Source organism: Halorientalis persicus, from assembly GCF_900110215.1.
Classification (GTDB): Archaea; Halobacteriota; Halobacteria; order Halobacteriales; family Haloarculaceae; genus Halorientalis; species Halorientalis persica.
The window spans coordinates 308,307-328,198 of record NZ_FOCX01000002.1 but is presented as its reverse complement, the minus strand read 5'-3'; the positions used below and the strand labels follow the sequence as shown (position 1 = coordinate 328,198).

The window sequence follows — 19,892 nt, the reverse complement described above, 5'->3', positions numbered from 1 at the left end:
TCGGCGCCGAATCGCCACTCAGTCGTCGCTGGCCGCCGCTTCCGTCTCGGCCCCGGCGGTGTCCGCCGCCACTGGCTCGCCCTCGCCGTTGCGCTGTCGGTCGCGGTCGCGCTCGTATTCCGCGAGGTCACGGAGCTGACCCGGCGTCCCGAGGACGTAGACGGTGTCGCCCGCCTGCAGCGGGTCGCGGTCGTCGGGGAACGGAACCGTCTCGCCGCCGCGGTCGACGACCAGCACGTCGACGGGGAGCCAGCCGGCGAACTCGCCGTCCAGCGCGCCGCCCTGCGCGACCGTCACGGAGGTCACCGTCTCGTCGGCCACCCGGACGACCGAGACGAGTTCGTTCACGTCGTCGGGGTCGGCTGGCTGGGTCACTAGCCGGTAGCGCGTCGCCGCGGCCAGGTCGTCGGCGTCGTCGGCGGCCACCTGCAGGGTCGTCACGTCGCCGACGCTCGCCCGGAAGGTGCCCGTGGCGACCAACTGTGCGTCCGCGTCGTCGTCGGTCCACACCTCGACGGGGTCGCCCGTGCTGGCGTCGGCGGGCGGGTCGCCCCGCACGGCGACTGCGACGGTCTCTGGCGGGAGCGACGGGCCGATGCCCGCCGGCCGTGTCCCGACGGCGAGGTAGGTCACCTCGCCCTCGTCGGTGACCGAGACCGACACGTGATCGACGGGAAAGTCCCGCTCGATCCGGGTGACCAGCCGCGACTCCAGCTCCTCGACCGAGAGCCGACGGGGGAACAGCAGCCGCCGGCCCGCCAGTTCCCGCTTGACGGCCTCGTCGACCGACGGGTACCCTTCGGCGTCGGCCACGGTATCGGGCAACTCGACGGCGATGACGAGGCCGGCCGAGCGGACCAGTCGCGCGAGTTCACCGTGGGCGTCCAGTCGCGTGATCCCGAACACCTCGCAGGCGAGGTGGTCGCCGATCCACCGGCCGCCCGCCGACGCGACGGCACTGACGAAGAAGGCGCCCAGCAGGTACGCGCCGGTACCGTAGTGCAGCAGCGGCGTGGGCTGGACGATCACGTCGCGGAGCAGGCCCACGAGGTTCAGCCAGATCGCCGGGAACACGGTCCCGACGACGATGCTCGCCCCGATGGGGAGCGGGTAGGTCGTGTACTTCCGGTAGACGAAGGCGACGCCCGTCGCGACGACGCCGGCGTACAGCCCGAACCCGAGGATGTGCAACAGCGAGCGCTTGGTCCAGTCCCCGGCCAGCGACTGGAGGAGAATCGGATCGATCATCGCGCTGCCTCCGTTTGCTCGTCCAGTCGACGCAGGACGGCAGTTTCGCCGACCACGAACGCCTCCTCGGCCCGTTCGAGCGCTGCCTGTGCCGGCCCGAACGTCCAGCCGTGTCGCGCCCCGCGCTCGGCGGGATCGGCGTCCGGCGTCTCGTCGGTGCTGTCAGTGTCCGCCACTTCGGCGTCGGCGGCGTCCACGTCGCCACGGACCGCCAGCGGCTGGATCTCGTCGTCGGCCAGCGCCTCGCGGACCGCCGGCGTCAGCGTGAGCCGCCGGATCGTCCGGTCCGTCCCGTCCAGCAGCGAGAACGCCTCGAAGTCGTGGCGGCGACCGCGGGGTTCGACGACGATCCGACCCCGCTCGGCGTCGAGCAGGGTGCCGGCCGCCGACGCGGGGACGGCCACCGTGACGCGGCCCTCGCCCGATGCTGTCGTGGCCCCGCCGTCGGGCACCACTTCGTCGGAATCGCCCGCAGTCCGGTCGATACCGAGTACCGTGCCCGCGACCGATCCCTCGGCGGTCCGGACGCTCACCTCGTCCTCGGCCGTCAACCCGGTCGGGAGCAGCGCCGCAACCGAGACGGCCCGCCAGCCGTCGGGGACCTGGCTGGCGACGCCGGCAGTCGGCGGCGCGGCGGTGATCGTCGCCCGGCCGCGCCCGTCGATCGAGACCGAGACCTCGCCGAGGTCGTGGTCGGTCCGCAACTGGTCTTCGAGTCGCCGCTCCAGTTCCGGGAGCGGGAGGTCGGCGGGGAGCCGCCAGGCCCCCTCCGCCAGCGTGGTCCGAACGTCGGGCGACAGCGACGGGTAGCCGTCGATCTCCTGGATCTCGCCGGCCGTCCGGATCGTCACCTGTCCGAGCCCGTCCACGGCGTCGACCGCCTCGGCCGACAGGGTGCGCTTGCGCTCGGTCGGCTGTGTCGTCTCCCGTGGCAGTTCGGCCGCGATCTTTTGACCCTGGCTGTTGGCGTACAGCGCGATCATGACGATGACGAGCAGGCCGATCAGCAGTCGCGGGACCTGCTGGACGCCCGATCCGATGATCCCGATATACAGCGCGTCGACCGCCACCAGCGGCAGGATGAGCACGACGACGGCGACCTGGGAGAGTTCCTGGTCCCAGTAGTAGCTGATCGTGAAGCTGAACACCCCGACGGCGAAGGAGACGACGATCCCGAGCAGGACGCCAAAGGAGATGCCCAGCAGCACTTCGACCGGAAGCGACGGTGCTGCCATTAGTTTTCCTCGATCGTTACTTCGTGACCATCAGTTCCTGGGTCTCTTCGTCCACGTAGTTGCTGTCGCCTGGGGGTTCGATGGTCACCTTGAGCGTTCCCTTGACCTGATCGGACCGGAAGTCGATCTTGTCGTGTTCGATCTCGATCGTCTGTGAGCCACTGATCGTCCGCGTCTCGGTGCCACTGGTGAGTTCGACACTCCCACCGCTGATGATGAGCGTCGATTCACCGTCGACCGACTTCCCCTCGGTATCGGTGACTTCGACCGTGTACGTCACGGGCTGGTCGTTTCCACTGCTGTCCGTGACCGAGGCGATCCCGTCGTCCTGTGTCTCTAGCTTAACTTCCGTCTGTCCGACGGTCCCGATCCCGCCGAGCAGTTGCATCATGATTGCGAGACTGGCCACACCCACGACGAGCGCGATCACGAGGCGGATCGGGAGTCCCTCGATCGCCCGCTCGTCCCCGCGGAACGATTGCTTTCGAGTCACACCCCCCTTGGATTCGTCTTCTGTCTTAAACCTTGGAGCCAAGGTTGAAATACGAAGGCTGGGCCAGACCGAGGTGTGACTGGCCAGGAGTTCGTCATCGGGCGTGGGCAGGATCTCGACGCGGGACCCTCGGGCCGGCTCGGTGCCTACCGGGCGCTGGACGGGAGCGAAGGGGCACCGCTGTATCTCGATCTCGACGGCCCACACGCCATGCTGATCGTCGGCAAGCGTGGCTACGGGAAGTCCTACACGCTGGGGGTCATCGCGGAGTCGCTTGCGCGGGCTCGCGGCGTCGCGCCCGTCATCGTCGACCCGATGGACGTGTTCACGACGCTTTCCCAGCCGACGCGGGGCGACGCGGACCCGGTGCTGGCCGACGTGATCGAGGAGCCCGCGGTCGCGCCCTCGGCGCTGGACCCGCGGTCGTGGTGTGCGCTGCTGGGGCTCCCGGTCGAGAGCGGGGCCGGGAGCCTCCTCTGGCAGGCCGCGGGCGAGGCCGACACGCTCGACGGGATGCGCGCGGAAATCGAGGCGACGGACGCGCCGGATACCGACAAGCGGGCGGCGAGCAACCACGTCGACATGGCCGAGGCGTGGGGCGTGTTCGACGCCGACGGGCTGACGGCCCAGGATCTGGCGGGGCCGGAGATTACGGTGATCAACGTCGCGGGGATGGACACCGACCCGATGAACGCCGTGGCGCGTGGCATCGGCGAGGCGCTGTACCGGGCCCGCGAGACCGAGACAATCGACCGGCTCCCCTGGCTGTTGATCGACGAGGCCCACACCTTCTTCCAGGGGGTCGCCGAGTCGACGTTAGAGACGATTCTCACGCGGGGGCGTGCGCCCGGTGTCAGCCTCATCATGGCGACCCAGCGCCCGAGCGCGGTGCCGGAGGTCGGCATCTCCCAGTCGGACGTGCTGATCTCCCATCGGCTGACCTCCGAGGCGGACCTCGACGCCCTGCAGGCGGCCCAGCCGACGTACATGAACTCCTCGCTGGCCGACGAGGATCGGATGCCCACCGATACCGGAGAAGTCGTCATCATCGACGACTCGACGGAGACCGTTCACGCCGCCCAGATCCGGCGGCGGGACACGCCCCACGGTGGGGACAGTCCCAACGCCAGCGACGTGGTGGTCGACGGCGGGGACTCGGGTGAGGAAGCAACCGGAGACGGCTGAGGGGACCAGCGAACGGCACCGCCGCCCCGTTCTAGGTTTAAGTACGAAGAGGCGGCCAAGCGGAGCATGACCGACATCGAGCGGATCGAACAGCGGCTCGCCGCCGTCGAGCGGACGGTCGTCGACGGGGACTTCGAGCTGGACGAACTCGCCGACGTGGCGGCGCTGGCCGAGGACGTCGAGCGGATCGAGTCGCGGCTCGAAGAGCTCGAACGCCGGGTCGCGGATCTGGAGGGATCGGCCCAGGCGGTCGAGGGGTACGTCTCGAACATCGAGGCCGTCAACGACGACGTCGAGCGGCGGGCCGACGCCGCGGTGGCGGCCGTCGACCGTCTGGAGCGTCGCGTCGACGAACTCGACGCGGAGGCGCGCGCGGCCGCCGGCGGTGACGGTGTGACGGTGCCCGCGGCCGACGGGACGGACGGTGACGCGAACGCGGGCACGGCGGTCGGCGCGTCCGGGGCCGGCGAGCCCCATCCCGCGACCGACGGACCGGCGGGAAGTGACGATGACATATTCGAGGACCCGAGCGAGGCCGAGCGGGCGGTCGACGACGTGATCGGGGCCGACGGTGCCGACCGCCGGACCGATGGCGACGCGCAGTCGGTCGGCGAAAACGGGCAGTCGGGCACTGCGCACGCGGCCAACGGTGGCCAGCAGGCGGGCGAACGGTCGCCCGATCGTCGGGGGTCGACCGGCGGGTCCGGGACGCCCACTGGTGCGGGAGGGACGCGGGGCACCCGGTCGAACGGGGACCGCGCGGACTCGGAGTCGGTCGAGTCGGCCGATCAGGAGAGCGTCGAGCGGAGCCTCGCCGGCGCTGACGGGGGTCGGGCCGAGTCGGCCGATACCGGCGGCCGGACCACCGATCAGTCCGGCGAGTCCGACGAGTCGGGCGGGCTGTTGGCCTCGCTACGCTCGAAGCTGTCGTGATCCGGTACGTGCTGGCCGTGTTGCTCACGGTCGCGATTCTGGGCATCGCGATGCCGGCCGTCGAGGACACGGCCGGCAAGCAGAGCGACCAGCAGATGGCCAATCAGGTCGCCAAGATCGAGCAGGCTGCCGTCTCGCTCGTCGAGAACGAGGAGCTCCCGCCGGAAGGGGAGACCGGCGCACGGCGCTCGATCACGCTCCGGTTCCCGGGCGATTCCTTGCTCTCCCGGCCCGTCACGGACTTCGAGATCGAGCGCGTCCGGTCGAACCTGAGCGTCGTCCGCTACACCGTCGAGGGGCGATCCCGACAGCGGCTGTTCATCGACGCGCCAGTGGCCAGCGCCGCCGACGGGACGATCGAACTCGGCGGCACGGGGGAAAAGGAGTTCGTCCTGACCTACGAGCGCAACGAATCGGGTGCGCCGACGGTGTTCCTGCGGCGACCCTAGGGTGGCTAATTTTAAACCGGATCACGCGGCCACTGGGGATATGTCACAGAACGCGTCCGGTTTCTCCATCGAGTCGCTGCTGGCCGACGCGGGGCTCGGGGGACTGTTCGGACTGGGGTCCGACGAGCCGGACCAGACGTGTTCCTGCCGGATGCGGTTCGAGGATCGACTGTTAGCGGTCGACGCCACGGACTGTGACGGCGACCTCTCGCAGTCGACCGTCTGCCGGCAGGCGGTCGTCGAACAACTCGTCGACCGGGACGCCGGGGGTATCGTCGTCGAATCGAACGGTCGGGAGTACCGCTACGACGACGCCACCGTCTCGCTGCTGTCTGCGGCCGGGCGGTTCGTCGACCTGCTGGGCGACCGCGACGAGCGTCTGGCCGACGCCGCCGCGAGCGACCCGCTCGACGTGGCCGCGGAACTGGAGACGCGTGTCGGCCCCGTCGCGGACGTGGGCGTCGAGTCGGGCCTGCTCGACGCCGCGGCGGCGATTCCGGACTACGCCGCGCTGGCTCCGGACGTGGGTCTGCGGATCGCCGACTACTACGTCGATCAGGCGGTCACCGAGGACGCCCGGCTCGAAGGGGTCACGTCACTGTCGACGGGTAGCGAGGCGCGCATCTACCGGCGGGACGACAGCGTCCCGCTGTACGCGCTCGATCCCGTCGATCTCACCCTGTCGCCGGCGGAACGCGAGATCCTGCTCGACGCCTACGAGGCCATCGCCAACGGCCTCGTCGACGGCGAGCGGGCGGCCTCGCGGGCCATCGAACACGTCACCGACGACGCGGTCGACCCACTCCTGACCGCGATCCTCGCGAAACACACGAGCGGCTACGGCGTCCTCGAGGACCTGTTCGCCGACGACCGCGTGACCGACGTGTACGTCACCTCGCCGGTGTCGGCCAATCCCGTCCGGGTCGTCGTCGACGGCCAGTCGATGACGACGAACGTCCACATGACCGAGAGCGGCGCGGAGGCGCTTGCCTCCCGCATCCGGCGGACCAGCGGCCGGGCCTTCTCCCGGGCGAGCCCGACTGTCGACGCGACCGCGGGACTGGACAACGGCATCGACCTCCGGATCGCCGGGATCACCGATCCGGTCGCGGAGGGCGTGGCCTTCGCCTTCCGGGAGCAGGCCGACGACCAGTTCACGCTCCCGTCGCTGGTGGCCAACGACACCATGTCCCCGGAGGTGGCGGCGTTCCTCTCGGTCGCCATCGAGCGCAACGCCGCGGCGCTGATCGCCGGGACCCGCGGCGCCGGGAAGACGACCCTGCTGGGGACGCTGCTGTACGAGTTGACGCCGGACACGCGGACCGTCGTGATCGAGGACACGCCCGAGTTACCAGTGAAACCGCTCCAGTCGGTCGACCGGGACGTACAGGCCCTGCGGACCGGGACCGGCGAGGGACCGGAGATCACCGCGACGGACGCCCTGCGGACGGCGCTCCGTCTCGGCGACGGGGCGCTGGTCGTCGGGGAGATCCGCGGCGAGGAGGCACAGGTCCTCTACGAAGCGATGCGGGTCGGGGCCAACGCCAACGCGGTGCTGGGGACGATCCACGGCGACGGGGCCGAGGAGGTGTACGAGCGGGTCGTCTCGGATCTGGGCGTCCCGCCGTCGTCGTTCGGCGCGACCGACCTCGTGGTGACGGTGCAGGCCTACCGAACGGCACAGGGCCGGAAACGCAGGCTCGCCCGCATCGAGGAGGTGATGGTCAGCGGCGAGGACATCTGGTTCGAGCCGCTGTACGAGATCGAGGGCGACCAGGCCCAGTCGACGGGCCGGATCGACCGCGGTGAGAGCCGCTTTATCGACCGGCTGACCGGACCGGGCGAAACCTACGCCGACATCAGGGCGGCCATCGATCGGCGGAGTCGGTTGCTCGCGGAACTGGCAGACGACGGCCGGACGAGTCCCCGGGAGGTGGCAGCGGCCTACGCGGGCCGGGAGAATGTATGAGTTCGCCGACGGCGGCCGACGCCGAGGAGGGAAGCGAGGACGACCTCGGGAGCCGAGTGCAGGGCTTCCTGACGGGACAGGAGGCCGACGCCGCTGGCTCCTCGGGAGCCGCGTCCCGGCGCGAGCGCCGGCGACAGCGGCGGGCCGAGCGGTCCCGCGAGCCCATCGTCGAACTCTCGACCGTCGTCCACGGGCTGGCGAGCCTCTACCCCTACGAGGTCGAGACGAGCGACGAACTGGCCGACTCGCTGTCCTTTCTCCAGTCGGCGTACCGCGCGGAGACGGTCGTTCGGGCCGGGTACGGCGCGGGGATGCTCTCGCTGTTCGCGCTCGTCCCTCTGATCATGTCGCCGCTCCCTTTGTCCGCCGTCGCCTTCCTGATGCTGTTGTTGCCGCTGGGGGTCATCCACGGCGTCCACTCTACGCCGCACGTGCTGGCCGACCTCCGGCGGACGCGGGCGCTCGGTGACACACCGAACCTGATCGGGCGGGCGGTCCTGCGGATGCAGATCCAACCTGCCACCGAGAACGCCGTCCGGTTCGCCGCCGACACCGGACGTGGGCCGCTGGCAGAGAGCCTCTCGGCGCACATCGACCGGTCCATCGGGACGCCCCGAACCGGGCTGACATCCTTCGCCGACGAGTGGGCGGAAGAGTTCCCGGCGATCCGGCGGTCGGCCGCCCTGCTCGTGACCGCACAGGACGCGCCGGAGGGCGAGCGCGGGCGGACGCTGGACCGGGCTCTCAGTGCGATTCTCGACGGGACGCGCAACCAGATGGCGGCGTTCACCTCCGCGATCCAGGGGCCGACGACGGCGCTGTACGCCTTCGGCGTCATGCTCCCGATGGCGCTGGTGGCGCTGATTCCGGCGGCCACGCTGGCGGGATATCCGGTCTCGATCTGGGTGTTCGTGGTGCTGTACAACCTCACCCTGCCGTTGATCCTGCTGGCGGCCAGCGCGTGGTTGCTCACCCGGCGGCCCGTCGCCTTCCCGCCGCCACAGGTCAGCCGCGCCCACCCGGACGTGCCCGACCGGGTGACGAAACCGCTCCTGATCGGCCTCGGGGTGGGTGGGTTCGCCTTCGGCCTGCTCCAGTTCGCCGGGCTGGTCGGGCGTGTCCCCCCGCTCGCGCCCGTCGCGTCGGTCGTCGGTCCGGTGAGCCATCTGGCTCCGATCGTCGCGCTCGGGCTCGGGCTCGGGTCGTTCTTGCTCGCGGCCTACCAGCCGATCAAGAACGTTCGGGACTACGTCCGGGACGTGGAGGAACACCTCGTCGACGCGCTCTATCTGGTCGGACGACAGGTCGACGAGGACGAGGCCGTCGAGTCGGCCATCGCCCACGCCGGCGACCGCGTGCCCGAGGAGACCGGCGAGGTCTTCGCCGACGCCGCTGGTATCCAGCGCCGACTGCGCACGAGCGTCCACGAGGCTTTCCTCGGTGACTACGGCGCACTCAAGGACATCCCGAGCCCGCGTGCGGAGGGGACTGCCTCCCTGCTCTCGATCGCCGCCGACGAGGGCCAGCCCGCGGGCCGGGCCATCGTCTCGATGGCCGACCACCTCGAAGAACTCCAGGAGGTCGAGGGCGAGACCAAGCGGGCGCTGGCGACGGTGACGAACACGCTCGAACACACGGCGTCGTTTTTTGGCCCGATGGTCGGCGGTGCCACCGTGGGACTGGCCGGCGGGATGGTCGGCGAGGGCGCGGCGGCCGCCGACGTGGAGCCGATGCCCGTCGAACCGCTGGGCATCGTCGTCGGCGTCTACGTCATCACGCTCTGTTTCATCCTGACCGCCCTCTCGATCGGTCTCCGGCACGGCCTCGACCGCTCGCTCGTCGGGTACAAGATCGGCCAGTCGCTCGTGTTCGCCGTCCCCATCTACGCGATGACGCTCTACATCGTCGGCTCGATCATGTAGGCCAGTATGACAACCAGCTGACCATCGCTTCGGTTTAAGTACGATCACGGTGCCAAGGGGGGTATGGACTTCGAGGCACCGGCGGACGCCTGGTACGTGTTTCTCGGCGTCTCGCTGATCAGTGTCGCCATGGCCGGTGTGGCGCTGGGGCTCCCGTCGGCGGCCCCGCCGGACGCCAACGCGGCGGCCAACACCATCGACCGGGTGGCGGCGAGCACCCAGAACGCCAGCGCGAGCTACGAGCACGACGCCGACCGGCTCTGGGTGGGAACGAAGCGGATCCGGATGGAAAGCGAGGACGGTGGCAGTGCCGAGGAGAGCATCTCCTTCGGCCAGATGGTCTTCGTCCGTCACGACGACGACGAGCAACTCGACGAGGTGCTCCACGGGGCCTCGCCCACCGAGGTCTACTCGGGCACGCCGAGCCAGAAGGAGACGAAATTCGAGACCGACATCGACGATGCGAAAGACGAGATGAACGACGAAGCGCGAAACGACGAGCCGGACTGGTGGACAGCCAACGGACAACTCCGTGTGCGGACGGTCAACTGGAGGGGTATCAGTGTCACGCTCGTCGACGGGTGACCGGGGCCAGACCGAGCCGCTCGCGGCGCTGGTGGCCGTCTCTGTTGTGGCACTGGGACTGGCGCTGTACGGCGGCTACCTCTCGGACGTGTTGCCCGGCAACAGCGACCGCCACGTCAAGGGCGCGACCCAGGACCGTGTCTGGAACGAGATTCAGACCAACGGCGTCTTCGACGGGTCGACACGGATCGAGAACAGGCTGGTCGGAACGAGTGGCGACGCGACCGACCTTCCGGAGGGGTACAACGTCTACGTCGCGGTGACGAGAATTGGTGCCGACGGCAAAGTCGAGGTGGTCGACCAGCACTACTTCGAGTCCGACAGTTCGCCGGCCGGCGACGCCCCACCGGACGGCGTGCCCGACGTGGCGAACAACGCGACCCGGCCGGTTCCCGTCCGGGAGTCGCCCGGCGACGTGGAGGGGGGCCAGCTCACCGTGTCCGTCTGGACGTGAGAACTGTTCGCCGGCAACGTTAGCTATCAGATCCACGGGTCGCCGACGTACCTGACGGCCAAGCCGGTGACTCGTGACACGGTGCCGGCGGTACGCCCGAACGGTGAGACGATCTCGGATCCCGAGAACACGCTGTACTCGTCGTTTGCGGCCCGGAACCATATGTTCCTCCCGCGGCCGGGACTCCCGTTGATCCCGTGGCCGACCTACTGGTATCTGTCGGTCAACAACCTGAACGTGCAGGTGCAAGGTGAGTACGCTCGCTTCGAGGTCACGGCAACCAGTGGGTCACCGATGTCGAGTGGTGCGACCAGCTACATTCGCCAGTCCCAGCCCGTCTCGCTGGAGATCAACGGGCTCCAGCGGAAAGTGGGGGAAGTCGAACCGATCGACTTCCGGAACGTGACGCCCATCGTCCTGATGACACCGGGTGGGACGGTCCAGCCCACCGGTAGCCTCGGACCGGGTGACATCGCTGGGAGCAGACCGAAACACTCGCTGAAGGAGTGTACGAAAACCTGGAAGTACACCGGCGCGGATTTCGACCCCCAGACGGACGTGACCGCCAGCGAGTGCGCTAACATCCAGCAGGCCGACGCCGGCGGACTGTCGGCGTTTCAGGCGTTCGTGCCCGACGGTCACCAGGGCACCGTCGAGACGGTCAGCGAGTACGTCGACGACGACGATGACGACTACGGTGATCTCTGCCATCTCTCGGGTAGTGCCGGACTGGCGTTGCGTGGCGGTGTCGGGACGCCGACAGCGACGGTCGCCGATGACGACGACGATGCTGCCGGGTGTCCCGACAGTGAACTCAGCGTGAACTTCATCAACGTCGGCAAGGGGACGGCGATCTTCGTCAACGGAACCGATGGCCAGAGTATGCTGATCGACGCCGGCTCACGAAAACACCCCGACAAGTACGGCCAGCATCCCAGTGACCGGGTCGAAGAGGTAATTCACGACACCCTCGATGACGTCGGCGACGAGCCATACGAGGTGGAGTATCTCGTTGTCACACACAACCACGGCGACCACCTCAACTTCGTCGACAAGATCGACGGCGTCGAATTTGGCACAGTCTATCACCAGGGCGAGTTACAAGGCGACGGCCTCCCGAACGAACCTGACTCGTACGATCACATAGAGACACTGCAGGAAGATGACGGGGACGAAATCGACCTCGGCACTGACTCGATGGAAGTTACGGTGCATCATCCGGTGGACGGTCTCTGGACGCAGAAATCCGGACACCCGTGTGGCGGCGGCACATCGAGTGGCAAACTGAAGGACTGTAACTCGATCGTGATGAGTCTCGAGTGGGGCGGGACGAAATTTGCGTTCGGCAGTGACATCCGGGCAAACACGAAACGATATCTCTGGGACGGGACCGGGCCCTTCAGGGGTGCGGATGTCGTTCAGGTGGCCCATCACGGCTCCGAGACGTCACTCCTCGACGAGCCGATCTACTGTCGAACGCCCGGGCTGGAGAGTGCCGTCATCTCCAACGTCAAGGAAGATCGGAAGGGGCCGGACGCACCGGTGCTGCAGGCGCTGGACGATGCCGGCATCTCCACGTACTGGACCGGTGTCCACGGAAACGTGGAGTACGTGGTCAAAGACGGCGGGGATTCCCTCTGGCTGACCCCTGAATCGGAAGACGGTGACGCTCGACAGACGGCCCATTCGGCCGATGCAGGCTCCCTCGTGGGTATGGCCGACGGGCCGACCCACGGCGGTGCCCTCTGTAGCGGTACCTGACCGGAGCGTGAACCGCCTCACGGTCATGCCCCGGGGCACTCGGCCTGCTCAGTCTGTAGACCGGCCGACAGCGCCCCCTCGAGTTGGGTCTCGTGTCAGAGCGGAACGTGTACCGAGAACGCCGCCCGTTCGGGTGCCGCCGGATCGTCGACAACCGCGAACGATTCGTTCTCGATCCAGTGTTCGCCATCGACGTCGATGATCGCCTCGTAATCGGCCAGGGCCGCTTCGAGGAATTCGTGTCTCTCGGCTCCCAGCTCTTCCGGGGTGAGAGCGTGCCCTGTCCCGTCGACGGTGGCGTGGAGCCGGCTCAGGGTGCCGTCCCGAAAGCGAGCACGGATGTCCCCGATATTCTCGTCGGTCAGCGTCAGGCCATCGAACTGGCGATCCTCCAGGTGCCGACTGAGTGCCAGATAGACTTCCTCGTCGGCCGCTTCGTGATCGAAGGCGTTCTCGATCTCGAAACGGACGACGCCGACGGGACCGCCATCCCCAGTGTTCGAACTGATCCGTCTGGCACGGTCCGCGAGCGAAACGGTCGAGTGCTCCCCCAGCGGGTACGCGTCCATTTCGATCGAGTATCGGTTCGAAAGGGCGTCCAGTAACCCTGCGAGCCGGTCGGCGAGGTCACCGGTTGCGTCGACATCCACGTATCTCGGTTGCTGGTCGCGTACGTCGGTCGTCTCCACCCAGCGCCCTCTGAGACGTGGGGCGTTCGCACCCGGACGAACGTACCACGACTCCGGTGATTCCTCGAAGACGCTCGCAGCAATTAACTGGCGCTCGATTTCGGTCTGGACGTCCATCGTTTCTTTCGCAGTGCCGCAGTATGGTATTCGTTTGGGACGAACGTGGTTCGGACACGGGTATACTCCGTCGACCGGCTAACGCGGTAGATACTACCGGCGCGACCGATACTGCGGTTCGCGCAGTCGATACGGAATCACCGGTGTCTCCCGGCGGCGACTCGAAATCGACAGACCGTCGTGTTTATAATCTGTCAACACGGCTCCAGAAACAATGGCGGAATCGCCGGACCGCCGGCAGTTTCTGAAGCTGAGTGGCGTGACGACGGCACTGGCTCTGGCTGGGTGTTCCCAGACCGATTCGGGACCGGGTGAGGACGGGGGGTCCCCACCGGGTGGGATCGACTCGGGACCGGACGGTGGGACCACGGACGGGTCTTCGGAGACGCAGAATCTGACGCCACTCACGGTCGACGAATCGTGGCCTTCGTATCGCGCCGACAGTTCGAACACCGGCCATACCACGAACGCGGGGCCGGGATCGGACCTGGAGGTCCGGTGGACATCCACGGACGTACACGCTCGGGGTGGCTTCGTCCTCGCCGAGGGGACCGTTTTCGTCGGATCGTATCTCGAGAACGCCTTCGTCGCGTTCGATGCTGCGTCCGGACGGGAGCAGTGGCGATTCGAACCGAGTGGACCCGTCGTGGCGAGTCCGGAATACACCGATGGGACGATCGTGTTCCCGACGAAATCGGGAACGATGTACGCGCTCGACGCCGCAGACGGCACCGAGCAGTGGCAGTTGAGCGCGGGCAGATACGCCACCCCGACTGCGGTCGACGGGACGCTGTTCGTCCCGGACGAACCGGTACTGGCAGTCGACGCGGCGTCCGGTGAGACGCTGTGGGAACACTCGATCACCGAGAGCCCGTGGGGGTACCATCCGGTTGCGGTCGCCGACGGTACTGTCTACCTCTCGGACAACGAGTGGGGGCTCCACGCCATCGATAGCGAGAGCGGTGAGACTGTCTGGGAGACCACACTCGGTGAGGGGGCTGCACCAGCGACGGGCACGATGCCGTTGATCGACAGTTCCGGGGACGACTCGGGCCAGCGGACGATCTATCTCAGCAACGGGACGCAGTTCACCGCCGTCGATGCCGCGTCGGGCGAGAAACGCTGGACCTACGAGACGCCGGACCCGGTCGATCAGCCGGCGGCACTCGCCGACGGGACCGTGATCTTGCTCTCGGGGGCCGGGAATATGCACGCACTCGACGCGGCGACCGGCGAGCAGCAGTGGACCAAAGACCTGTTCGGGTCGCTCACCGACCCGGTCGTCGCCGACGGGACGGTGTACGTCATGGACAAAGACACCGTGCTGTACGCGCTCGATGTGGCAACTGGTGACGGACAGGGGCAGTTCGAGATCGACCCGCTCGGCCACGACAGTCCGGCTATCGCCAGTGGCGTCATCTTCGTGCCTACGAACGAAGGCGTCGTGGCCCTCCAGTCGGCGGACGCGGCGTGACCGACCACCGTCCTCGCGTGCTGTGACTGCCTCGAAGTCGCCGGTCCCAGATTTAAATACGAAGACCCGACCAAGCAGGATATGTTACCGCTCGGTGGGTGGCCGGTCCGTGGCGTCGACGGCCGTCACGTACGGCAGTCTTGGCTTCTCTCTCCGCATTCTGGCGGCTGTGGCGACGATTCACAGCGCTGTGATCGAGAACGGGTCCCGTCAGACGAACCGATGTCGCTTCTTGTCAGTGGGTGATCGACGTGTCGAGACGCACACCCGACAAGCGAGCGCGCGCGATCAGCACGGTGATGGACGTGTCGCTGGCCCTGCTGTTGATCAGCGCCAGCGTCGTGTTGATCGCCACGTCGATGAACGAAGACAGCGAGGCGACGACGCCCGACCCGGTGGCGGCCGACCAGACCGCCGAGACGCTGGCGGCCACCTCGATGTCGGTGGAGTACTCCATCGAACCGGTTACGGACCACTCCGAGTGGGACGGGGAGAACGTCGCGACGGACTTCGCCGACGAGTCGTTCAGACGGGTCAGCCAGGGCTCTGCGGCCGGCCTGCTCGCGGAAGCGGCGGTGGCCAACGTCGAGGTCGACGGCACTCGGTTGACGAAGGAAGGCCAGAACTTCGAGCCCGCCGTGGAGGCGAAGGTCCTGAACACGTTCCTCGGGGCGAACCAGAGCGTCTACGTCGAGGCCGTCTGGCGGCCGTATCCCGAGTCCGCCATCGAGGGAATCGCCTCGGCCGGCGACCGACCGCCACGTGACACGTCGGTTAACACGGCCGTCCTCCGGGTCACGAGCGACGTGCCGTCGGTCGGCTCCGGGGCGGTGGAACGCGGCTATCGACTCGACGGCTTCGAGGGGGCGGCGGGACCGATCGCCGCCGCGGTCGTCCGGGGCCTGTACCCGCCGACGGAGATGCAACTCCTGCTCGAACGGCAGGGGTTCCACCGGGCGCTGGGGAAGTACCGGTACCAGCGGATGGCGACGACCATCGAGGCCTCGGACGCCGCGACCGACGACTTCTCCTTCGAGAACGCGCAGGGCGTCTACTTCGGCGAGGCGACGGTCATCAGCCGCAACGGGGCCGACGCCCGGGCGGCCAACGCACAGCTCACCGACCACCTCACACAGATTATCGCCGCGGACATGGACGAAAAATACGACGACGACGTGACGGCCGACGAACTCGGTTCGGACGTGGCGACCGGCGAGGTAGAGATCATCGTCAAGACGTGGTAAGATGACACGCAGAGATCACACTGTTTCGATCGCAGAGGACGACCGAGCACGGATTCCGTTCGCGCTGATCGGCGTCATCGTCCTGATCAGCAGCGTCGCCGTCGTCGGCACACTCCAGACCCGGCCGGAGCCCCAGCCCGACACCGATCCGTCGCTGGCGATGGATCGGGCGGTCTCGACCTCCCAGACGGCGATCAAAGACGCTGTCAGGACGGCCATGAAAGACGCGGCGGCCGAACCGCTGACCACGACAGCGAGCACGCCGGTCGGCAACGCGATCGACGACAGCGGCGGCGACACCTTCGACGATTACGTGAAGTTGCGGGTCTACCTCGAAACCGCCGAGGCCCTCCGGACCTCCGGCCAGCGGGTCGATACGGAGATGCGGACCGACCTGTCGCTGCCGCCGGTCGAGTACACCGAGGGCAGCATCGAGGACGCCATCGACCGGGTCGACCTGACCGTGGGCCACGAGTCCGGGTCGCTCGACGCCGGGAAGGTCACCGCGGAGATCAGCGGGATCGATGTGACGGTTCGCGACAACGGCTCGCAGGTCGCCAGCGACACCCGGACGGTCTCCGTGACAGTGAGTTCGACGGCCTTCGCGCTTGACGAGAAGGTCACGGAGTACGAGAACCGGCTCAACCGGGGCTTCTTCGAGGCCAATAGCCTGATGGACGGGTTCGGGAGGAAATTTGCTGCACGCCTGTATCCGATGGCCTACGCGAAGGCGTACTACGAGCGGGTGTTCGGTGATGTCCCTCCCGGAACCGAAGACATCTTCGAGCGGATAAACAAGAACAAACACTCGGAAGTGCTGGCTAACGACGCAATATTCGGAATCCAGAAGCAGACTTTCGATGCCACTGACCCCTACGCCGCCCGGACGATGAAAGGCGAGTGGGCCTGTATGGGTGCGAAGGTCGTCCAAGACCTGAGTAGCGGACGAGCATCCGACAAGATTTCGAGTAACGTCTCCGGCATTTCGGGTCCACTCTCTGCCAGCACCTTCTGTTCGGGTGCCAAGGCACTCTTCGGTGACGCAAACGGAAACCTCCCCAAGATTCCGACGCCGGGCGATTTCGTCGACCGTCGTATCAACGCCCTCTTCGGCCCGTCGACGGGTGTTTCCTCCGAACACGACATCGCCATCGACCGTTTCGCGGAAGCGGCCTACGAGGACATGACCGGCGGCGGGATGAGCGGTGACAATTGGCTGGCTAAACCCGACATCATCGACGAGGTTCAGGGCAAAGACAAGATGCCAGATATCGAAGAGGAGTTGCCCGAGGACATGGGTGACGGCCGTATCGAGACCGCGATCGACCGCACATACGAGGTCAAATCTTGGGCGGAGACGACCGACGAGAGTTCGAGCATCTCCATTCCGAGCGTGAGCAGTCCGGACGACGACGACCTCAGCGGCTGTAGCGCCGACAGTACCGACTACTCGATCGACAGCGTCGACAGCGTCAGTGCCTCGCGAAACGACGTCTGGAACTCCGACGCCGACGGCAGTCGGAAGCCGGTCGTTCGGTTCGACGTCGACGCCGACGTGACGGTCGAGACATCGGTCGACTTCTCCTGTAGCTCTCACGACGAGAAAAACGACAGCAATGCGCCGTTCTCCGGGTCTGGATCCGACACGTCCTCGGGATCGGTCAGCTTCGACGTCGAGATCGACGGGAAACACAGCACGGGAACCGGCGTCCTCCGCAACGGCGTCGACAGCGATTACGGCTCTGACAGCAACTTCAAAGCCGCGCTGGACAAGGCGGTCTCGGCCCACATCGCTGACGACGGAGAGGGTTCGATCGAAGGTGACGTGAACGGAGCGTCGGGGACTGATCTCGGATCGAGTACATCGGCATCGGAGGTCGAAGACGAAGTCGTCGATGCGGTCAGTTTGGACGGCTCACAGAAGACACACGACCTCAGTGCGCCCGGCGGGCTCGAAGGATCGATCGAGAGCGACATAGAGGACTTCCGGGGCGTCGTCAAATCGGAAGTCAGCAACGCGAGTTTCTCACGGCTCGGCATGGCGACGGGGAAGGGCCCGTTCGAGGAACTCAAGAACAACGTCGACCAGCGGGCGCTGGTCCATCACGACCGAACGCCGACGAACGATTACAGCAGTGCACGGCGGAAGGCGAAAATCGAGGCTCGGCGGATCTACATTCAGCGGCTCTACCACTGGATCGACGAGATCAACAGCACCCGGAACGAGGCCCGCGACAAGGCCGACAACAAGATCACCGACGCACTCGGCGGTGCGATGGACGGGCTCTCCGGCGGAATCGACGTTCTCAACAAGGGTCTCGGATTCGCACAGGAGGCGATGAGTGGTGACACGTCGTTGTCGATGGCCAACCGGGGAACCGTCGCGGAGACGCCGCTGACCGAAGACATCACCTACTCCGTCCACGGGTCACCGACGTATCTGACGAAATCGCCGTTGACTCGGGCGACGGTACCGGCGATACGTCCCGAATACGCCAACGTGACCGAGCCGATGGACACGATGCATGCGTCGATGGCGGTCCGGAACCGCGATCTGATCGCGTATCCCGGGCTGCCGATCATCCCGTGGCCGACGTTCTGGTACCTATCGGTGGACGCCTGGCAGGTCAACGTCCAGGGCGAGTATGCCCGCTTTGCGGTAAGCGCGAACCGCGGGGATCCGTCGACGACCGGTGGGACGACCTACGTCCGCCAGGCGCAACCGGTGACGATCGGGATCGCGGGACGTGGCCGCCGTGCTGGGACGGTCGATCCGATCACCTTCGACAGCGACACGCTGGTGATCATTCCGGTACCCGGTGGGACGGTCATGCCCGGGAAAGGCAACATGGGTGTCGGTGACCGAGTCGACGTTCCTGGCAGACCCAGTCTGGTCAGGAAGAAGTGTTCGAAGACGTGGGACTACACGGGGCCGGGATTCCGGCCGAACAGGGCCGCTGGACCAGACAAGTGTGATGACGGCGGGAATACCGGTAGCACGTCGCTCTCGACGGACCTGGTACCCGGTGGCGGCGATGTCGCCTGGGACGGTGACGGGCTCGAGTTCGAGGCGTCCGGCTTCGAGTACTCGACCGACGAAGGCCTCGAATACGAGGGCGAGGAGGCTGGCTGTGACGCCAGCGACCTCTACGAGGAACTGGAATCCCAGCCAGACAATCCATACAGCAGCGCCGAGGACATCACGGACGAGATCTGGGAGAGCTACTGTCGCCTGTACAAACCCACCTACAAGTCGCAGTTCGCCGAGTTCCTGGGCAGTTCGGACGATTCTGTTCAGGACTCCTGGCGGACCGTCGTCCCCGAAGTGGACGAAAACAGTCTGCGACGGACGATGTATTACCTCCTCGATGACGGAGACGGCGACTTCGATGGAACGGGATCGGTCGTCGACCGGTTCGATATCGTGCGGTTCACGACCGCCGAGGAAGCTAACGAACCACACATCGACGACGGCGAGCGTCCACCCCACAAACGGGGCGGCATCGTCACCGAGGTTGAAACAGACGATACGGAGGCTCTCGCCCGGGTATACGATGGTCCATGGATGCCTGGGAAATTCTTCGGCCGGCCGGGCGATCTGGAGGGGAAAGATTGGCAACAGATCGTCGGAGATCTCGCACTCATCGACAACCGGACTGTCAAGTCCGGGTCGAAAGACGAGATGGGCTGGGGAGTCTACGACTGTATCGGAAAGACGTTCGTTCCAAAGGGTGGATACGATCTTAGCATCGATTACACGAGCGGGTTCTACTTAGAAGAGCTCAAGCGGGACCTGCCGGGATCCACGATACAGTTCGAGATCAGTCACCACGACGGCAGTAGTGAAGAAAATATCGACCCCGATCACTGGGTTCCACTCGGCACGATCGGGTACTTCAGGCAGAATCCCGATAAACTCGAGGACCGCTGGGACGACGTGGACGGTCCTGACGACCACGTCGTGGGAACCGATAATGTCTGCCGGTCCACCCCCTGACTGGGCGACCGGATAACTTTCACATCGATTCCCCGAGTAACTCTAGTATGACTCAGCACACGGTCGGGAACTCGACGGTTTCTGTTTCGGGGTCTGGTGGAACTGTCTTCAGCCGAAGCGGCAAATTCCAGTTTCCC

15 protein-coding genes are annotated in these 19,892 nt (G+C 66.7%); 11 read left to right on the top strand and 4 right to left on the bottom strand.

Annotation, left to right across the window (positions count from 1 at the left end):
• Positions 1-18: 18 nt before the first annotated feature.
• The 3 genes from BMX17_RS03655 to BMX17_RS03645 are packed head-to-tail and all read right to left on the bottom strand — an operon-like array spanning position 19 to position 2,976.
• Complete coding sequence (locus tag BMX17_RS03655; RefSeq protein ID WP_092657752.1) at positions 19-1,248, bottom strand: DUF8167 domain-containing protein; 1,230 nt, start codon at positions 1,246-1,248, stop codon at positions 19-21.
• The gene (locus BMX17_RS03650) at positions 1,245-2,483 is read right to left on the bottom strand and encodes a DUF8167 domain-containing protein (protein WP_092657750.1); all 1,239 of its coding nucleotides are present in this window, start codon (positions 2,481-2,483) and stop codon (positions 1,245-1,247) included. Before BMX17_RS03650 ends, BMX17_RS03655 begins: the two co-directional genes overlap by 4 nt.
• A 16-nt stretch (positions 2,484-2,499) precedes the next feature.
• Entirely contained in the window at positions 2,500-2,976 is a 477-nt protein-coding gene (locus BMX17_RS03645; RefSeq protein WP_211611275.1) for a hypothetical protein, read from the bottom strand.
• Positions 2,977-3,051: 75 nt separating this feature from the next.
• On the opposite strand from BMX17_RS03645, the gene BMX17_RS03640 reads away from it, so the two are divergent.
• From BMX17_RS03640 to BMX17_RS03605, 8 genes are all read left to right on the top strand, one after another.
• Positions 3,052-4,161, top strand: coding sequence for an ATP-binding protein (locus BMX17_RS03640; protein ID WP_092657748.1), 1,110 nt, complete (start codon positions 3,052-3,054; stop codon positions 4,159-4,161).
• Positions 4,162-4,227: 66 nt separating this feature from the next.
• On the top strand, positions 4,228-5,094 hold the full coding sequence (locus tag BMX17_RS03635; RefSeq protein WP_092657746.1) for a DUF7310 family coiled-coil domain-containing protein: 867 nt from the start codon (positions 4,228-4,230) through the stop codon (positions 5,092-5,094).
• Positions 5,091-5,543: a DUF7311 family protein gene (locus BMX17_RS03630; protein WP_092657744.1), complete on the top strand. Its 453-nt coding sequence runs from the start codon at positions 5,091-5,093 to the stop codon at positions 5,541-5,543. Before BMX17_RS03635 ends, BMX17_RS03630 begins: the two co-directional genes overlap by 4 nt.
• A gap of 40 nt (positions 5,544-5,583) precedes the next feature.
• Positions 5,584-7,512, top strand: coding sequence for a type II/IV secretion system ATPase subunit (locus tag BMX17_RS03625; RefSeq protein ID WP_092657742.1), 1,929 nt, complete (start codon positions 5,584-5,586; stop codon positions 7,510-7,512).
• The gene (locus BMX17_RS03620; protein WP_244514927.1) at positions 7,509-9,434 is read left to right on the top strand and encodes a secretion system protein; all 1,926 of its coding nucleotides are present in this window, start codon (positions 7,509-7,511) and stop codon (positions 9,432-9,434) included. Before BMX17_RS03625 ends, BMX17_RS03620 begins: the two co-directional genes overlap by 4 nt.
• 63 nt (positions 9,435-9,497) lie before the next feature.
• On the top strand, positions 9,498-10,019 hold the full coding sequence (locus BMX17_RS03615; protein ID WP_092657740.1) for a DUF7283 family protein: 522 nt from the start codon (positions 9,498-9,500) through the stop codon (positions 10,017-10,019).
• Complete coding sequence (locus BMX17_RS03610; RefSeq protein ID WP_092657738.1) at positions 9,997-10,473, top strand: DUF7285 family protein; 477 nt, start codon at positions 9,997-9,999, stop codon at positions 10,471-10,473. Before BMX17_RS03615 ends, BMX17_RS03610 begins: the two co-directional genes overlap by 23 nt.
• 66 nt (positions 10,474-10,539) lie before the next feature.
• Positions 10,540-12,234 (top strand): ComEC/Rec2 family competence protein, encoded by a 1,695-nt coding sequence (locus tag BMX17_RS03605; RefSeq protein WP_139203418.1) that lies wholly within the window; start codon positions 10,540-10,542, stop codon positions 12,232-12,234.
• Positions 12,235-12,329: 95 nt separating this feature from the next.
• On the opposite strand, the gene BMX17_RS03600 is transcribed toward BMX17_RS03605, so the two are convergent.
• On the bottom strand, positions 12,330-13,040 hold the full coding sequence (locus tag BMX17_RS03600) for a hypothetical protein (RefSeq protein WP_092657734.1): 711 nt from the start codon (positions 13,038-13,040) through the stop codon (positions 12,330-12,332).
• 214 nt (positions 13,041-13,254) lie between these two features.
• On the opposite strand from BMX17_RS03600, the gene BMX17_RS03595 reads away from it, so the two are divergent.
• The 3 genes from BMX17_RS03595 (at position 13,255) to BMX17_RS03585 (ending at position 19,755) form a co-directional block, all read left to right on the top strand.
• Positions 13,255-14,514 (top strand): outer membrane protein assembly factor BamB family protein, encoded by a 1,260-nt coding sequence (locus tag BMX17_RS03595; RefSeq protein ID WP_092657732.1) that lies wholly within the window; start codon positions 13,255-13,257, stop codon positions 14,512-14,514.
• Between the two features lie 251 nt (positions 14,515-14,765).
• Positions 14,766-15,758, top strand: a complete 993-nt coding sequence (locus tag BMX17_RS03590; RefSeq protein WP_139203417.1) for a DUF7284 family protein — start codon at positions 14,766-14,768, stop codon at positions 15,756-15,758.
• A 1-nt stretch (position 15,759) separates the two neighbouring features.
• On the top strand, positions 15,760-19,755 hold the full coding sequence (locus tag BMX17_RS03585) for a DUF7286 family protein (RefSeq protein ID WP_092657728.1): 3,996 nt from the start codon (positions 15,760-15,762) through the stop codon (positions 19,753-19,755).
• The last annotated feature ends 137 nt before the right edge of the window (positions 19,756-19,892 follow it).

What these genes read in the sequence shown, in the direction of transcription:
- BMX17_RS03625 (WP_092657742.1), top strand. Translation starts at nt 5,584, where the DNA reads ATGTCACAGAACGCGTCCGGTTTCTCCATCGAGTCGCTGCTGGCCGAC.
- BMX17_RS03620 (WP_244514927.1), top strand. Translation starts at nt 7,509, where the DNA reads ATGAGTTCGCCGACGGCGGCCGACGCCGAGGAGGGAAGCGAGGACGAC.
- BMX17_RS03595 (WP_092657732.1), top strand. Translation starts at nt 13,255, where the DNA reads ATGGCGGAATCGCCGGACCGCCGGCAGTTTCTGAAGCTGAGTGGCGTG.
- BMX17_RS03655 (WP_092657752.1), bottom strand. Translation starts at nt 1,248, where the DNA reads ATGATCGATCCGATTCTCCTCCAGTCGCTGGCCGGGGACTGGACCAAG.
- BMX17_RS03615 (WP_092657740.1), top strand. Translation starts at nt 9,498, where the DNA reads ATGGACTTCGAGGCACCGGCGGACGCCTGGTACGTGTTTCTCGGCGTC.
- BMX17_RS03650 (WP_092657750.1), bottom strand. Translation starts at nt 2,483, where the DNA reads ATGGCAGCACCGTCGCTTCCGGTCGAAGTGCTGCTGGGCATCTCCTTT.
- BMX17_RS03585 (WP_092657728.1), top strand. Translation starts at nt 15,760, where the DNA reads ATGACACGCAGAGATCACACTGTTTCGATCGCAGAGGACGACCGAGCA.
- BMX17_RS03635 (WP_092657746.1), top strand. Translation starts at nt 4,228, where the DNA reads ATGACCGACATCGAGCGGATCGAACAGCGGCTCGCCGCCGTCGAGCGG.
- BMX17_RS03600 (WP_092657734.1), bottom strand. Translation starts at nt 13,040, where the DNA reads ATGGACGTCCAGACCGAAATCGAGCGCCAGTTAATTGCTGCGAGCGTC.